15 protein-coding genes are annotated in these 14,498 nt (G+C 59.1%); 7 read left to right on the top strand and 8 right to left on the bottom strand.

Features of this window, described 5'->3' with window-relative positions:
* Nucleotides 1-20: 20 nt before the first annotated feature.
* From CWM57_RS01680 to CWM57_RS01660, 5 genes are all read right to left on the bottom strand, one after another.
* On the bottom strand, nucleotides 21-827 hold the full coding sequence (locus CWM57_RS01680; RefSeq protein WP_008804683.1) for an ABC transporter permease: 807 nt from the start codon (nucleotides 825-827) through the stop codon (nucleotides 21-23).
* The gene (locus tag CWM57_RS01675) at nucleotides 817-1,746 is read right to left on the bottom strand and encodes an ABC transporter permease (RefSeq protein WP_061154422.1); all 930 of its coding nucleotides are present in this window, start codon (nucleotides 1,744-1,746) and stop codon (nucleotides 817-819) included. The genes CWM57_RS01680 and CWM57_RS01675 overlap by 11 nt, the downstream gene beginning before the upstream one ends.
* A 1-nt stretch (nucleotide 1,747) precedes the next feature.
* The gene (locus CWM57_RS01670) at nucleotides 1,748-2,761 is read right to left on the bottom strand and encodes an ABC transporter ATP-binding protein (RefSeq protein ID WP_074385695.1); all 1,014 of its coding nucleotides are present in this window, start codon (nucleotides 2,759-2,761) and stop codon (nucleotides 1,748-1,750) included.
* Between the two features lie 16 nt (nucleotides 2,762-2,777).
* The gene (ydcS, locus tag CWM57_RS01665) at nucleotides 2,778-3,923 is read right to left on the bottom strand and encodes a putative ABC transporter substrate-binding protein YdcS (protein ID WP_100675509.1); all 1,146 of its coding nucleotides are present in this window, start codon (nucleotides 3,921-3,923) and stop codon (nucleotides 2,778-2,780) included.
* Between the two features lie 305 nt (nucleotides 3,924-4,228).
* Nucleotides 4,229-5,641 carry a PLP-dependent aminotransferase family protein gene (locus tag CWM57_RS01660; protein ID WP_100675508.1) on the bottom strand — a complete coding sequence of 471 codons (1,413 nt, stop codon included), beginning with the start codon at nucleotides 5,639-5,641 and terminating at the stop codon, nucleotides 4,229-4,231.
* A 546-nt stretch (nucleotides 5,642-6,187) separates the two neighbouring features.
* Here CWM57_RS01660 and CWM57_RS01655 point away from each other — a divergent pair.
* From CWM57_RS01655 to CWM57_RS01635, 5 genes are all read left to right on the top strand, one after another.
* Complete coding sequence (locus tag CWM57_RS01655; protein WP_074385692.1) at nucleotides 6,188-7,585, top strand: cytochrome ubiquinol oxidase subunit I; 1,398 nt, start codon at nucleotides 6,188-6,190, stop codon at nucleotides 7,583-7,585.
* Nucleotides 7,585-8,595 (top strand): cytochrome d ubiquinol oxidase subunit II, encoded by a 1,011-nt coding sequence (cydB, locus tag CWM57_RS01650; protein WP_074385691.1) that lies wholly within the window; start codon nucleotides 7,585-7,587, stop codon nucleotides 8,593-8,595. Before CWM57_RS01655 ends, cydB begins: the two co-directional genes overlap by 1 nt.
* Nucleotides 8,595-8,720 (top strand): DUF2474 domain-containing protein, encoded by a 126-nt coding sequence (locus CWM57_RS01645; RefSeq protein WP_048271748.1) that lies wholly within the window; start codon nucleotides 8,595-8,597, stop codon nucleotides 8,718-8,720. The genes cydB and CWM57_RS01645 overlap by 1 nt, the downstream gene beginning before the upstream one ends.
* Nucleotides 8,721-8,815: 95 nt before the next feature.
* Nucleotides 8,816-9,097: a hypothetical protein gene (locus tag CWM57_RS01640; RefSeq protein WP_100675507.1), complete on the top strand. Its 282-nt coding sequence runs from the start codon at nucleotides 8,816-8,818 to the stop codon at nucleotides 9,095-9,097.
* Nucleotides 9,098-9,248: 151 nt separating this feature from the next.
* A complete protein-coding gene (locus CWM57_RS01635; protein ID WP_061154416.1) occupies nucleotides 9,249-9,482 on the top strand; it encodes a DUF2554 family protein in 234 nt (77 codons plus the stop codon).
* Nucleotides 9,483-9,494: 12 nt separating this feature from the next.
* On the opposite strand, the gene CWM57_RS01630 is transcribed toward CWM57_RS01635, so the two are convergent.
* Entirely contained in the window at nucleotides 9,495-11,456 is a 1,962-nt protein-coding gene (locus CWM57_RS01630; protein WP_074385689.1) for a peptidase U32 family protein, read from the bottom strand.
* A 33-nt stretch (nucleotides 11,457-11,489) separates the two neighbouring features.
* Between CWM57_RS01630 and CWM57_RS01625 the strand changes: the two genes are divergently transcribed.
* Nucleotides 11,490-11,657 (top strand): hypothetical protein, encoded by a 168-nt coding sequence (locus CWM57_RS01625; protein WP_165784116.1) that lies wholly within the window; start codon nucleotides 11,490-11,492, stop codon nucleotides 11,655-11,657.
* A 10-nt stretch (nucleotides 11,658-11,667) separates the two neighbouring features.
* Here CWM57_RS01625 and CWM57_RS01620 read toward each other — a convergent pair whose 3' ends face one another.
* The gene (locus tag CWM57_RS01620) at nucleotides 11,668-12,237 is read right to left on the bottom strand and encodes a helix-turn-helix domain-containing protein (protein ID WP_008804673.1); all 570 of its coding nucleotides are present in this window, start codon (nucleotides 12,235-12,237) and stop codon (nucleotides 11,668-11,670) included.
* 174 nt (nucleotides 12,238-12,411) lie between these two features.
* Between CWM57_RS01620 and CWM57_RS01615 the strand changes: the two genes are divergently transcribed.
* On the top strand, nucleotides 12,412-13,578 hold the full coding sequence (locus CWM57_RS01615) for a benzoate/H(+) symporter BenE family transporter (RefSeq protein WP_100675506.1): 1,167 nt from the start codon (nucleotides 12,412-12,414) through the stop codon (nucleotides 13,576-13,578).
* On the opposite strand, the gene CWM57_RS01610 is transcribed toward CWM57_RS01615, so the two are convergent.
* Entirely contained in the window at nucleotides 13,555-14,424 is an 870-nt protein-coding gene (locus CWM57_RS01610) for an AraC family transcriptional regulator (protein ID WP_100675505.1), read from the bottom strand. The two genes, CWM57_RS01615 and CWM57_RS01610, sit on opposite strands and share 24 nt — an antisense overlap.
* Nucleotides 14,425-14,498 lie beyond the last annotated feature (74 nt).

Raw genomic sequence — 14,498 nt, 5'->3', positions numbered from 1 at the left:
CATTATCCTGTTTCATGGTTTTATTTCCCGTTTCCGGCGTCGTTATCGCCGTCGCGGGTGAGCCACCAGGCCCCTAAGATTGGTATCGTCGTTACCAGCATCACCAACAGCGCGACAACGTTGGTGACGGGCACATCGCGCGGCCGCCCCAGCTGATTCAGTAACCACAGCGGCAATGTACGCTCATGCCCCGCGGTAAAAGTAGTGACGATAATTTCATCAAACGACAGGGCGAAGGCCAGCATTCCCCCCGCCAGCAGCGCCGATCCCAGATTGGGCAACACCACGTAGCGAAAGGTCTGCCAGCCGGTCGCGCCCAGATCCATCGAGGCTTCCACCAGGCTCCACGAGGTCCGACGAAAGCGGGCGATGACATTGTTAAACACCACCACCACACAAAAGGTCGCGTGCCCCACCACAATGGTCAGTAGCCCTGGCTCGAGACCGACGGCTTTAAACGCCGTCAGCAGCGCCAGGCCGGTAATGATCCCCGGCAGGGCGATCGGTAACAGCAGCAGTAGCGATACCGCATTCTTACCAAAAAAAGTGCTGCGCCACAGGGCACCTGCAGCCAGCGTGCCAAGTACTAAGGCAATGGCCGTCGACAGGGCGGCAATTTTAAGTGACAACGTCACGGATTCGAGAATATCGCTACGCCCTGCTGCCTCGCTAAACCAGCGTAGCGTCAGCCCCTGCGGCGGAAAGCTGAAGGCCGCATCCTCCGTATTAAAAGCATAGATGGCAATGATCAGCAGCGGGAAGTGGAGGAACACCACTCCGCCCCAGGTCGCCAGTTGCAGATACCAGGGTGCGCGTTCAGAGTGCATCGAAGGCTCCCAGACGTTTCACGAACGCCAGATAAAGGGCAATCAGCACGATCGGCACCAGGGTGAACGCCGCCGCCATCGGCATATTGCCTATCGCCCCCTGCTGTGAGTAGACCATGTTGCCGATAAAGTACCCCGGCGGCCCGACCAGCTGCGGCACGATAAAGTCGCCCAGCGTCAGCGAGAAGGTGAAAATCGATCCGGCGGCAATGCCGGGGATAGCCAGCGGCAGAACCACATAGCGGAAGGTCTGTCGTGGCCCGGCGCCAAGATCGGCCGACGCCTGCAGCAAGGAGCCCGGAATGCGCTCCAGCGCCGCCTGCACCGGCAGGATCATAAACGGCAGCCAGATGTAGACGAACACCAGAAAGCGTCCCAGCCCGGAGGTGGACAAGGTGTTGCCGCCGACCGCCGGGACGGTCAGAAGCGCATTCAGCGCCCCTTCCAGTCCAAGATGGCCCAGAAACCACTGCGCCACACCATCTTTGGCCAGCAGCAGTACCCACGCGTAGGCTTTGACGATATAGCTGGCCCACATCGGCAACATCACCGCGATATAAAAGAAAGCCTTCATTTTGCCGCTGGTATAGCGAGCCATGTACCAGGCCATCGGCAGCGCCAGAATGGCGCTGGCGAGCGTCACACTCAGGGCCATCACCAGGGTACGGACAATAATGTCGTAATTGGCGGGGTTGAACAGCGCCCGCAGGTTGGCCAGCGTAAAGTCGCTGGTCACCGACATGGTGAAGTCGTCAAAGGTATAAATACTCTGCCACAGCAGGGTCAGGAGCGATCCCAGATAGACGATGCCAAACCACATCAACGGCCCGAGCAGCAGTAAAAACAGGCCCAATGCTGGCCGACGCCAGAAGATCCCGGATACGCGCCCGGCCTGCGCAGGAATCATCGTCATGGTCATTTCAGCCTCCGCTTTCCAGCGGGGTCATCGCTGACCGCGACCATGACGCCAGCACCGTTTGCCCCATCCGCGGGGCGCTGGCTGCCGCCGCGCCATCGGTATTCGCCTGGCTGACCAGCAGCTTGTCCCCCTCCGCCAGCCTGAGCTCAATCCGTGTCGCCGCCCCCTGATACTGTACCGCCTGCACCACGCCCTGTACCTGAACCTCGCCGCCGCCCTGCAGGCGAACATGCTCCGGACGCAGCGACCAGCTGCCCGGCATGCCGCACAATCGCCGGGCCGCCTCGGCTTCAAAGACGTTGGCGGTGCCGACAAAGCCAGCGACAAACGCGGTTTTCGGATGCAGATAGAGATCCTGCGGCGCATCCACTTGCTCGATGCGCCCATTGTTAAACACCGCCACGCGGTCTGACATCGACAACGCTTCGCTCTGGTCGTGGGTCACGAAGATGAAGGTGATCCCCAGCGACTGCTGCAGCTTTTTCAGCTCCACCTGCATCTGCTCGCGCAGCTTCAAATCCAGCGCGCCCAGCGGCTCATCGAGCAGCAGCACCCGCGGCTGGTTCACCAGCGCCCGGGCAATGGCGACCCGCTGCCGCTGGCCGCCGGAGAGCTGAGAAGGCTTGCGATGATGAGCAAAACCAAGGGCCACCTTTTCCAGCGCTTCCTGGGCGCGGGCATGGCGCGCTTTCTTCGCCATGCCTTTGACCATCAGGCCGTAGGCGACGTTGTCGAGGATCGACATATGGGGAAACAGCGCATAGTCCTGGAACACCGTATTCACATCCCGCTGCCAGGGCGGCAGTTCGCTGGCCGGCTGACCGAAAATACGGATGGTGCCGCCGGAGAGCTGCTCGAAACCGGCAATCAGCCGCAGGCAGGTGGTTTTGCCCGAACCGGAGGGCCCCAGCATCGAGAAAAATTCACCATCGCGAATGCCTATGCTAACCCCATCTACGGCCCGCACATCGCCGTACAGGCGCGATACATTCTGAAACTCGACCGCGTACGTCATTGTCTGCCTCCCGTCCTTAGCGGCCGCCCATTATCGCAATATAGTCCTGAGTCCAGCGGCTGTAGGGTACGAATTTCCCGCCTTCGGCAACCGGCGTTTTCCAGAAGTGGATCCGGGTAAACTGGTCATAGCCGTTGGTTTCACAGCCTTTATCACCGAGCAGCGCGCTGGCTTTACACCCCTCTGGCACCACCGGGAGCGAGCCGAACCAGGCCGCCACATCGCCCTGCACCTTCGGCGTGAGCGACCAGTTCATCCATTTATAGGCGCAGACCGGATGCTTCGCTTCGCTGTGCAACATGGTCGTATCCGCCCAGCCGGTCACCCCCTCCTTCGGAAACACGGTGGCGATGGGCTGGCCTTCAGCCTTCAGGCCGTTGGCCTGATAGGGCCACGAGCTGGAGGCGGCCACCCCTTCGTTTTTGAAGTCGTTCATCTGCACGGTGGCGTCATGCCAGTAGCGATGGATCAGCGGTTGCTGGTCGCGCAGTACTTTCAGCACCGCGTTATACTGGGTTTCGGTCAGTTGATAGGGATCTTTAATGCCCAGCTGCGGCTGGGTGGCTTTAACGAACAACGCGGCGTCAGCGATATAGATCGGGCCATCATAGGCCTGCACGCGTCCCTGATTGGTTTTGCCGTCCGGCAGGTTCTGTTTAACGAAGACCACGCTCCAGCTGTCCGGCGGCGTCGGGAATACGCGGGTGTTGTACATCAGCAGGTTCGGCCCCCACTGATACGGCGTGCCGTAGGCTTTACCGCCGACGTTAAACCATGCCCCTTGCGCAATGCGTGGGTCGAGTGTGCGCCAGCCGGCAATCAGCGCGGTGTTAATCGGCTGAACGCGTTTGCCCATGATCAGACGCAGCGAGGCATCGCCCGATGCGGTCACCAGATCGTAGCCCCCCTTGGCCATCAGGCTGACCATCTCGTCAGAAGTAGCGGCGGTTTTGACATTAACCTGACACCCGGTCTCTTTTTCAAACTGGGTGACCCAGTCGTACTGCTTGTCAGTCTGGCCGCGTTCGATATACCCCGGCCAGGCAATAATATCGAGCCGCCCTTCCGGTTTATCCAGCGAGGTGAGTGGCTCCGCCGCCTGCACGGTCAAACAGGCCATACTCAGCACATAAAGGCTGCAACGGGCAATTTTTTTGCTCATCAGGTGTTACTCCTGTCACAAGGTAATTAGCGGCAGCCGTGCCGTAAAAATATCTCCTGAAATAAGGGTAGTCAGCGGATTAACGCCCCCTGGGGAATTTATTCAGGTTGTGACCCGGGACGCATTACGCAAAAATCGCCAACACAAGCAGGACTTTATGGATTATAGACAACGAGTTAGAGAAAAAGGAGGGGTATGCGTATTTCCTATGGTGAGCGCCGGTAAAATAATGACCGGCCTTGATAAAAACTCACCCGCGTTTATTTTTACCGAGAGTTGATGGCGACGAAAAATAGCCTGAGTCGTCAGGTAAGCTGCTCACGAATAAGTTCACCCAGCCGCCTCACCCCCTGCTCTTCGCGTTCTCCCCAGCCCCAGGCGGTATTAAAACGAAAAAACGAGGTCCAGCTGGCGGAGGTGGAGAACATTTTTCCCGGGGCTATGCTGATGTGCGACGCCAGCGCCCGGGCGCTTAGCACGCTGGCGTCAGCCCCTTCCGGCAGTTCAATCCACAGAAAGTAGCCGCTGTCGCTGTGGTGGATGATAACCTCTGGCGGCAGATGGCGCAGCAGCGCCTGCCAGGCCAGCTGTTTACGCTCCGCCAGCTGGCGGCGCAAACGGCGCAGGTGGGCGTCATAGCGCTTGGTGGACAGGTAATCCACCAGGGCTAGCTGCATCGGCGAGCTGGTGGAGAGCGTACTCATCAGCTGCAGTTGCTGGATCCGCCGCGCCTGTTTGCCGGCCGCCACCCAGCCGATACGAAACCCGGGCACCAGACATTTTGAAAACGAGCTGCAGTGCAGCGTAATATCCTGGTGATCCCAGTATTTCGCCGGTAACGGTTTCTCGCGACCAAAGTAAAGCTCGCTGTAGACATCATCTTCTATCAGCATCACGTTATAGCGCGCCAGCAGCGCCACCAGCGCCGCTTTTTTTTCGGCGCTAAGGGTAAAGCCGAGCGGGTTTTGCCCGTTAGTCATCAGCCAGCAGGCCTTGACCGGGTAATTTTGCAGGGCCGCTTCCAGCGCCGTCAGGTCAATGCCCTCTTTGACGTCGGTCGCCACCGACAGCGCCTTCAGGCGCAGCCTCTCCAGCGCCTGCAGGGCGCCGTAGAAACAGGGATTTTCCACCACCACCCAGTCGCCCGGCTCGGTCACCGCCTGCAGGCTGAGGTTAAGCGCCTCCAGCGCCCCGGCGGTAATGACGATCTCGTCCGGCGAGATGTTCATCCCCTGCAGGGCATAGCGTCGGGCAATGGCGTGCCGCAGCTCCGCATTGCCCGGCGGCAGGTTCTCAATGACGCTCATGGCGGTGGCGGTTTTACTCACCTGCGCCAGCGAGCGGTTAAGCTGCTGCAGCGGGAAGAGACGCGGGTCCGGAAAGGCCGAGGCAAAGGGCAGCATCGACGCCTGACGGCTGGCCTGGAGCACCTCAAAGATATAGGTATTGATATCGACAGCTTCATCGCGGGTCACCAGGGCAGGTGGCGACGGCTGCCGGAGCTTCACCGGCTGGGGGGCGACATAATAACCCGACTGTGGACGGGCGACGATGCGCCCCTGGCTTTCCAGCAGTTGATAGGCATGGCTGACGGTCATAAAGCTCATGCCGCTGCTGACCACCTGCTCGCGCAGCGACGGCAGCCGATCGCCAGGCAACCAGACGCCAAGCGCGATCTGTTCGGTCAGCTGCTGCGCCAGCTGTTGATACTTTTTCATTGCGGCCGTCCCCGTACGTTAACCTCCCTTTATCATATATCAGTTATAAAAAAATAATAGTTTTCTGTAACTGTTATACCTGAAGCGTCCACGTTGCCGCCGTCAGGACGAGACGGGTTTAAAATATCACCACCCAGAATAGCGAGATTAACGCAAACCAGAAGATAATCATCACGCCGAGCGTAATGCACAGACTCTGTAATCCTTTTTCAGACATTGGCATTCCCTTTTTTTATTATCCAGTGAATACAGTACGAACTGTCTAATGTCTCGACAATTTAATATTTTTTAATTCACTATTAACCGGCTCATCGGTTTTACTGATTCTCATACTAATGAATGAAAATAAATTAAGCCCAAAAGGGCTGTTAATCTCGACAGGATAAATACGGCTACCGTACGGCATCCGGAACCCCGGTTTGGCTGGAGGGTGAAAAATCATAACAGCGGCCAACTGTTATGATAAAAAATGGCCGGACTGCTTCTGCCCCCTTGCCTCCTCCCTGCCTAAAATTGCGCTGAATCAATTTTGTTGTGGAGTCCTGCATGTTCGGTCTTGATGCATTCCATCTTGCGCGAATTCAATTCGCCTTTACGGTCTCATTTCATATTATCTTTCCCGCCATTACTATTGGGCTGGCCAGCTACCTGGCGGTACTCGAAGGCCTGTGGCTGAAAAGCAAAAATCCCACCTGGCGCTCGCTGTACCACTTCTGGTCAAAAATCTTCGCCGTCAACTTCGGCATGGGGGTGGTTTCCGGGCTGGTGATGGCCTATCAGTTCGGCACCAACTGGAGCGGTTTCTCTCAGTTCGCGGGCAGCATTACCGGCCCCCTGCTGACCTATGAAGTCCTGACAGCGTTCTTTCTGGAAGCAGGCTTTCTCGGAGTGATGCTCTTCGGCTGGAACCGCGTGGGGCCGGGGCTGCACTTTTTCGCCACCTGTATGGTGGCGCTGGGCACCATCATCTCGACCTTCTGGATCCTCGCCTCTAACAGCTGGATGCAGACCCCGCAAGGGTTTGAGATCGTCGATGGCCAGGTGGTGCCCGTCGACTGGCTGGCGGTGATCTTTAACCCGTCATTCCCCTACCGCTTACTGCATATGACAGTGGCGGCGTTTCTCAGTAGCGCGCTGTTTGTCGGCGCCTCGGCGGCCTGGCATCTGCTGCGCGGCAATCAGTCGCCGGCGATCCGTAAGATGTTCTCTATGGCGCTCTGGATGACGCTGCTGGTTGCCCCCGTCCAGGCGCTGATCGGCGATATGCATGGTCTGAATACCCTGAAACACCAGCCGGCGAAAATAGCCGCCATTGAGGGCCACTGGGAAAACCCGCCGGGCGAGCCAACGCCGTTGCTGCTGTTTGGCTGGCCTGATATGGATCAGGAGCGCACCCGCTACGGGCTTGAGATCCCGGCCCTGGGCAGCCTGATCCTCACCCACAGCCTTGATAAACAGGTGCCGGCGTTGAAAGAGTTCGCTCCTGAGGATCGCCCAAACGCTACCGTGGTGTTCTGGTCGTTTCGCCTGATGGCCGGTCTTGGCATGCTGATGCTCCTGCTCGGCGTACTGGCCCTGTGGCTGCGTCGGGGCGGCCGACTGTACCATTCACGGCCATTTCTGCGCTTTGCGCTGTGGATGGGCCCTTCAGGACTGATTGCTATTCTCGCTGGCTGGGTGACCACCGAAGTGGGCCGTCAGCCATGGGTGGTGTATGGCGTTCAGCGCACTGCAGACGCCGTTTCCGCTCACGGTGACCTGCATATGTCGGTCAGTTTATTGACCTTTATCGTGGTCTACAGCGCCGTCTTCGGCGTCGGCTACAGCTATATGCTGCGTCTGATCCGCAAGGGGCCGCAGGAGGTGCAGCCCGCGACAACCGGTACGCCAGCCCGCCCGCTGTCCGCCGCCACCGAAGGTTATCTGCAGAAGGAGTCCCGCTAATGGGTATCGAATTATCGGTGATCTGGTTCGTGATTATCGTCTTTGCCACACTGATGTACATCGTCATGGATGGCTTTGATCTGGGCATCGGCATGCTGTTTGGCACCGTACGGGGCAGCACCGAGCGCGACGTGATGGTCAACAGCGTCGCCCCGGTGTGGGATGGCAATGAGACCTGGCTGGTATTGGGCGGCGCCGGTCTGTTTGGCGCTTTTCCCCTCGCCTATGCGGTGATAATCGACGCCCTGTCGATCCCCCTGACCCTGATGCTGATCGGCCTGATTTTTCGCGGCGTCGCCTTTGAGTTTCGCTTCCAGGCCACGCCGTCGCACCGGCCCTTCTGGGATCGTGCCTTTTTTGGCGGTTCCCTGCTGGCGACCTTCAGCCAGGGCGTGGTGGTCGGGGCGGTGATCAACGGTTTCACCGTCAGCGGTCGCGCCTTCAGCGGCGGCATGTTTGACTGGCTGACCCCGTTCAGCCTGTTTTGCGGACTCGGGCTGTGCGTGGCCTATGCGCTGCTCGGCGCCACCTGGCTGGTGATGAAAAGCGAAGGCGCGCTGCAGCAGCGCATGCGCAGCGCATCGCGGCAGCTGCTGGTTGCCCTGCTGGCGGTGTTTGCCGTCATCAGCCTGTGGACTCCGCTGGCGCACCCGGCAATTGCCGCCCGCTGGTTCAGCCTGCCGAATCTCTATTTCCTGCTGCCGGTGCCGCTGCTGGTGATCCTCATCAGCGGCTGGCTGTGGCGCACGCTGCATCAGCGCGACCGCCATGTTTCGCCCTTCACGCTGACGCTGGGCCTGGTCTTTCTCGGCTTTAGCGGACTGGGGATCAGCATCTGGCCGCATATTATCCCGCCGGCCATCACGCTTTGGCAGGCTGCCGCCCCCCCGCAAAGCCAGGGCTTTATGCTGGTGGGCGCACTGCTGATTATTCCGGTCATTCTTGGCTACACCTGCTGGAGCTATTACGTGTTCCGCGGCAAAGTTCAGACCGGGGAGGGATATCACTGATGCATACTGCCTGGCCTAAACGTCTGCTGTGGCTGATCGCGATCTGGGGAGGCAGCGTACTGACGCTGGCCGCCATCAGCCTGCTGTTTCGCCTGCTGATGACCGCCGCAGGGCTAAAAGTCTGAGTGGGATGCAGAGAAGTCCGAAAAGGGACTTCTCCATCTTATCTTCACTTTTGCCTGATGAAATACGGCGATACATCAGAAGAAAGGATATTGCTATGAAGAAGTTAGCTTTACTCTCTGCCGTGATGACGCTGGGAATATCGTCATGGGCTTTCGCTGCCGACAACCCGCCGCCGCCAGAAAAAGGCGCGCAGCATCAGGGTAAGCCGCCGGCGAAAAACGGCCAACACGATGGTAAGCAAGCGCAACACAACGGCAAACAGCCGCAGCATGACGGCAAGCAGCCGCAGCGTGACGGCAAACAGCCGCAGCATGACGGCAAGCAGCCGCCAAAAGGCGGCGATCACAGCGGGAAACCACTGCCGCCAAAAGCGTAATCCCTCAGGCCTGGCCTTCCGCGCCAGGCTTTTTTTTCACCGTCCTTCAGCCACCGCTGACAAACTCTTGCCCTTCTTTGAGAAGCCGAGAAAAAAACCTGCACAGCGCCTGGCATAGTAAGCCCACGCCATTGATTCGCAGAGAAAAGGTATGTTGAGGAGAAGCATGAGCGCGCTGCTGTTGCTGTGCGCGCTTTTTTCAGGACATCTGCTGGCCCACCGTCAGGGGCACGATTACTTTCCGGTGCAAAGCCTCGAACAGCAGCTGCTGCACGAGGCGGACAGCGATGAGCTTCGCAGTCAGTGCGAGGAGGCTGCCGCCGACCTGCGCGAGCATCACCGCTGGCAGGATGCGCGCAAACCGCGGGCGCCTCACTGCCAGTAGCGTCGTGCTGGATCAGGCCCCTTTGCGTTTCGGCAGGGTCTTCATCAGCTCATCCGGGCTGACGGAGGCGACGATGCTCCCTGGAAGCGGCATTTTGAGGATGTGATTTTTAATCTTCCCGACGACATGCATTTCGCACGGGCGACAGTCAAACTTCAGGGTCAGCACTTCATCGCCGTGGATCAACTGCATCGGCGTGGCTTTCCAGCTCTTGATGGAGCCTTTCGCCTGTTTCGGACAGAGGTTGAAGGCAAACCGCAGACAATGTTTGGTGATCATCACCGGCACATCGCCCTTCTCTTCGTGCGCTTCATAGGCGGCGTCAATCAGTTGTACGCCATAGCGCTGGTAAAAGGCCCGCGCCTTATGGTTATAGACGTTGGCGAGGAAGGAGAGATGGGTCTCGGGATAGACCGGCGGCGGTACGGAGACCGGCTTGCGGGTGCCACGTTGCCAGGCGTTGAGGCGCGCTTCATCGAGCATTTCAGCCGTTTCACGACGCAGCTGGTTGAGCAGGCTGTTGGGGACAAACAGCGGCGGCAGGTTGACCTGCACCTCGCGCGGGTAGTAAATGGTCTGCCCCAGTTTTGTGACACCGTCACGCAAATTGGCCAGCGCTTTTTCTGCCTGGTTGGCTTCGGCGAAGTCGCCGTCGAGTGTATGGGTCACGCTGACGCCATCTTCACAGGTCATGGTCAGAACCAGCTGTTCCTGCCAGCCGCTCAGCGTAACGTCCACGGCGATGCGGCGTTCGCTGGAGGTCTTCAGCAGCGCCTGCTGCCAGTTGTGATCGAGGTTACGGTTAAGCGCCTGGTGCGGACGCGCTTTGTGCAGATCCGCCGGCATCTCGTTCGGCCACACCCGATAGCGATTTTCGCCGGTTTTCTCCACCGTATTGGCACGGAAGCCCACCACTTCACGCTTAATCATCACGTTAAGGCCATCGCCGTTGGTTAACGGTTCGCTCACTTCGACATCAAGATGGTCTTTACCCACCTTCAAGACTTCGCCCACCGGCAGCCCGATAAATTTGGGCGAATCAAAGGCGCCGATGTCGCCTTTACGGGCATTGACGAAGTAATCGGTGCTGCCGCGGTGGAAGGTTTTATCGGTAGACGGAATAAAAAAGTGCTCGGTGCGCCCTGCCGAGGCACGCGCCAGGTCGCCGCGGTCTTCAATAATGGCATCAAGCATTTGACGGTAGTGCGCAGTGATGTTTTTCACATAACTCATGTCTTTGTAACGGCCTTCAATTTTGAAGGAACGTACCCCGGCGTCGATCAGTGCCGCCAGGTTGGCGGTCTGATCGTTGTCCTTCATCGACAGGAGATGTTTTTCATAGGCCACCACCCGTCCCTGATCGTCTTTCAGGGTATACGGCAGGCGGCAAGCCTGCGAGCAGTCGCCCCGGTTGGCGCTACGTCCGGTCTGGGCGTGCGAAATGTTGCACTGACCGGAATAGGCCACGCACAGCGCGCCATGAATAAAGAACTCAATGGTCGCGTCGGTATGGTCGTAAATGGCTTTGATCTGACTGAGATTCAGTTCACGCGCCAGCACGATCTGGCTGAAGCCGGCGTCGGAGAGAAATTTCGCTTTTTCCACGCTGCGGATATCGCACTGGGTGCTGGCGTGCAGCTCAATCGGCGGCAGATCCAGCTCCATGATCCCCATATCCTGCACAATCAGCGCGTCAACGCCCGCCTCATAAAGATCGGTAATCAGCCGCTGCGCCGGCTCCAGCTCATCATCATGCAGAATGGTGTTCAGTGTGACAAAGATTTTGGCGCCATAGCGATGGGCAAAAGGCACCAGACCGGCGATGTCGCTCAGGCTGTTGCTGGCATTGTGACGAGCGCCAAAGTCAGGCCCACCGATATAAACGGCGTCGGCGCCGTGGAGGATCGCTTCGCGAGCGATACCGGCGTCGCGGGCAGGACTAAGAAGTTCAAGACGATGATTGTGCAGGCGCATACGCGTGTTGTTATCCAGTATAAGGGGGTCGAAATGGCGGCTATTGTAGTCAGAACCGGGCACAGACGAAAACCTTTTCCACCACCGCACGACGACGAATTTTCATTTTTCAGCAAAGTATTGATGGAAAAGATAGTTCCTTCACATCATCGCGCAGCGTACTGTCATCACGTATTCCGGATTTTCCTCGTCACGTTGTGAGTGGTTATCATCAGTCATCTTGTCTGGCCGCGGGTTCGCCCGCGGTTTTTTCTTTTGGATAATGGATAAGTGAATGGAAATGGGCCGCCTGAACGCCGCGGTTACGATACGCATGCGCCTCATCGCCGGCGAAGCGCCGTCCCTCACCTGGCTGCAGTAAATGCCACTCCCCCTGTAAACAGAGATCCAGGGCGCCGCTAATCACCACCACATGTTCAATCACCCCTTTCTCATGCGGCGTCGATTCGCTCAACGCGCCGGGGGCAAGGGTTATCGAAAAATGGTCAAAGCGCAGCTCCGGATCCCACGGGAAGACCGGGGTCACCACCATCGCCTGCTGCTGCGGATCAAAAGCGGAAGGCGCCGCGCTGGCGTCCGGAACGATAAACGCCGAAAACGGCACGTTCAGTCCGGTAGCAATCTTCCACAGCGTCGCCACCGTCGGGCTCGATTCATTACGCTCAATCTGCCCCAGCATGGCTTTCGACACCCCCGTCTCTTCTGCCAGACGCGACAAGCTCCAGCCACGCTGCTGGCGCAGGGTTTTGAGCGTTGCCGCCAGATGTTGCGCAATATTCATCCTACCTCCTGACTTGTACAGGCAAGAGTATATCCCCATTTGCCTGATTCTACAGGGCGTTTCTCGGCATATCACCGATGAGAACAGCTGTCTTACGCTCTTCCCATCCGCACCTTGTGCGCTATAACGCACAGTGATAGAGTATTTGTATGTTATAACGCACAAGAGAACCCTATGCGCTCGTTTACCCTTCCTCTTCCCACGCTGTTGGCGGGTTTCGTCGCTGTACTGGTGGGCTACGCCAGTTCAGCCGCCATTATCTGGCAGGCTGCTGCGTCTGCTGGCGCTACCCCCGGGCAGATCGCCGGCTGGATGACGGCCCTTGGCCTCGCCATGGGTATCAGCACCCTTGCGCTGAGCGGCTGGCGTAAAGTTCCTGTGCTCACCGCCTGGTCAACGCCGGGCGCCGCGCTGCTGGTCAGCGGTCTACAAGGAGTCACCCTCGCCGAGGCCGTGGGGGTATTTATCTTCGCCAACGCGCTGATCGTCCTTTGCGGCGTGACGGGCCTGTTTGCCCGGCTGATGAAGATCATTCCCCATTCGCTGGCCGCCGCGATGCTGGCCGGGATCCTGCTGCGTTTCGGTTTGCAGGCCTTCGCCGGCTTGCAGGACCATCTGCTGCTGTGCGGCGGCATGCTCGCCGCCTGGCTTCTCTGTAAAGCGCTGTGGCCCCGCTTCGCGGTAGTCGCCGCGCTGGTGGTGGGGGCGCTGATCGCGGCGGCCTCCGGGGACGTCGCCAGGACGGCCGTACCGCTGGCCTTCGCGGCACCGGAGTGGATCGCGCCGCAGTTTACCCCGGCGCTGCTGCTCAGCGTCGGCCTGCCGTTTTTCCTCGTCACCATGGCCTCGCAGAACGCCCCCGGGTTCGCCACCCTGCAGGCATCTGGCTACACCGTACCGGTGTCGGCACTGCTCGTCGTCTGTGGAGGACTGGCGCTATTGCTGGCGCCGTTTGGGGTGTATTCCCTCTGCATCGCGGCGATCACCGCCGCGATTTGCCAGAGTCCGGAAGCGCATCCGGATCCGCAACAGCGCTGGCTGGCGGCCATGGCGGCAGGCGGTTTTTATCTGCTGGCCGGTCTGTTTGGCGGGTCGATCACCGCTCTGATGTCGGCCTTACCGACGGCGTGGATCCAGATGCTGGCCGGCCTGGCGCTGCTCGGCACCATCGGCGGCAGCCTTTTTCAGGCGGTACATCAGGCCAGTGAACGCGATGCGGCGGTGCTGACCTTCCTGATCACCGCCAGCGGTGTGACGCTGGCAGGAATTGGGTCGGCCTTCTGGGGCGTGGTGCTCGGTGGGGTGAGCTACGGCGTCTTATCCGCGCTGCGCCGCCCGTAGCTGGGACGGCGTCAGGCCGGTGGCGGCTTTGACCCGATGGCTGAAATGGCTGGCGGAGCTGAAGCCGCAGGCCAGCGCAATCTCGGTTAACGCCAGCGCGCTGTGGCAGAGCAGATTTTGCGCTTTCGCCATTCGCCGTTGCATGACGTATTGATGCGGGGCCATATTCAGCGACTGGCGGAACATGCGAGCAAAATGGAATTCACTCAGTCCCGCCTGCTGCGCCAGGTCAGCCAGGGTCAGCGGTTGATCGAGGTGGGCATCGATCCAGGCCAGCACGTGACGCTTTACGCCCGGCGCCAGCCCCCCGGTGACCGTCGGCAAACGCCACTGTACGGTGGAATAGTGCTGGATAAGATGGGTGAGCAATAAGCTGCTGGCGGCGCTGAGGGTCAACTGGTTAGCCGGCTGTCGCCAGTCATTGGCCAGCAAAAACTGGCGGTACACCGCGGTGATTTTGTCATCTCTGGCGAAGGTTTTTTCCTGCAGAGTGAAGTTTGCCGGGCTACGATCCCACACCTCTTCGCCGACGCGGCGCAGATGCTCATCGGTACAGTAGAGATGCACAAACGACAGATCGCCGCGGATATCCCAGACGCTCTCATCGCCTTTCGGCATCAGACAAAAGCGATCCGGGCCGCCGCCATTTTTCCAGCCGTGCGGCGTCTTTTGATAGCTTTCATAGCCATCGGCGACGTACAGGCTTAACGTATGGTGATCGCTGCGCACCGTCACGGTATCGCAATTGTTGTACCAGGCGGCCAGTTGAATACCGGAATTCAGCTCCACCGTGCCCCGCAGCACCGCGTTCTGTCGCCGTAATGTTTCAAACGTCCCGTAACCCATCGCCTTCACGCATCTGCCCGTAAAAGCTCTAGTCTAGGGAGACTCCGGCGCGGTTTCCAGTCCTCACCGCAGGC

The organism is Klebsiella sp. G-Nf4, assembly GCF_002810615.1.
Classification (GTDB): Bacteria; Pseudomonadota; Gammaproteobacteria; order Enterobacterales; family Enterobacteriaceae; genus Klebsiella; species Klebsiella variicola.
The sequence above is the reverse complement of the archived record's forward strand: the minus strand, read 5'-3'. Positions and strand labels throughout refer to the sequence as shown.

Bases quoted from the DNA above. Each gene is read 5' to 3' on its own strand.
- cydB (WP_074385691.1), top strand. From the start codon at position 7,585: ATGGGTATCGAATTATCGGTGATCTGGTTCGTGATTATCGTCTTTGCC.
- CWM57_RS01655 (WP_074385692.1), top strand. From the start codon at position 6,188: ATGTTCGGTCTTGATGCATTCCATCTTGCGCGAATTCAATTCGCCTTT.
- CWM57_RS01625 (WP_165784116.1), top strand. From the start codon at position 11,490: ATGGCGGCTATTGTAGTCAGAACCGGGCACAGACGAAAACCTTTTCCA.
- CWM57_RS01615 (WP_100675506.1), top strand. From the start codon at position 12,412: ATGCGCTCGTTTACCCTTCCTCTTCCCACGCTGTTGGCGGGTTTCGTC.
- CWM57_RS01635 (WP_061154416.1), top strand. From the start codon at position 9,249: ATGTTGAGGAGAAGCATGAGCGCGCTGCTGTTGCTGTGCGCGCTTTTT.
- CWM57_RS01640 (WP_100675507.1), top strand. From the start codon at position 8,816: ATGAAGAAGTTAGCTTTACTCTCTGCCGTGATGACGCTGGGAATATCG.
- CWM57_RS01660 (WP_100675508.1), bottom strand. From the start codon at position 5,641: ATGAAAAAGTATCAACAGCTGGCGCAGCAGCTGACCGAACAGATCGCG.
- CWM57_RS01630 (WP_074385689.1), bottom strand. From the start codon at position 11,456: ATGCGCCTGCACAATCATCGTCTTGAACTTCTTAGTCCTGCCCGCGAC.
- CWM57_RS01620 (WP_008804673.1), bottom strand. From the start codon at position 12,237: ATGAATATTGCGCAACATCTGGCGGCAACGCTCAAAACCCTGCGCCAG.
- CWM57_RS01670 (WP_074385695.1), bottom strand. From the start codon at position 2,761: ATGACGTACGCGGTCGAGTTTCAGAATGTATCGCGCCTGTACGGCGAT.
- CWM57_RS01645 (WP_048271748.1), top strand. From the start codon at position 8,595: ATGCATACTGCCTGGCCTAAACGTCTGCTGTGGCTGATCGCGATCTGG.
- CWM57_RS01680 (WP_008804683.1), bottom strand. From the start codon at position 827: ATGCACTCTGAACGCGCACCCTGGTATCTGCAACTGGCGACCTGGGGC.
- CWM57_RS01675 (WP_061154422.1), bottom strand. From the start codon at position 1,746: ATGACCATGACGATGATTCCTGCGCAGGCCGGGCGCGTATCCGGGATC.
- ydcS (WP_100675509.1), bottom strand. From the start codon at position 3,923: ATGAGCAAAAAAATTGCCCGTTGCAGCCTTTATGTGCTGAGTATGGCC.
- CWM57_RS01610 (WP_100675505.1), bottom strand. From the start codon at position 14,424: ATGGGTTACGGGACGTTTGAAACATTACGGCGACAGAACGCGGTGCTG.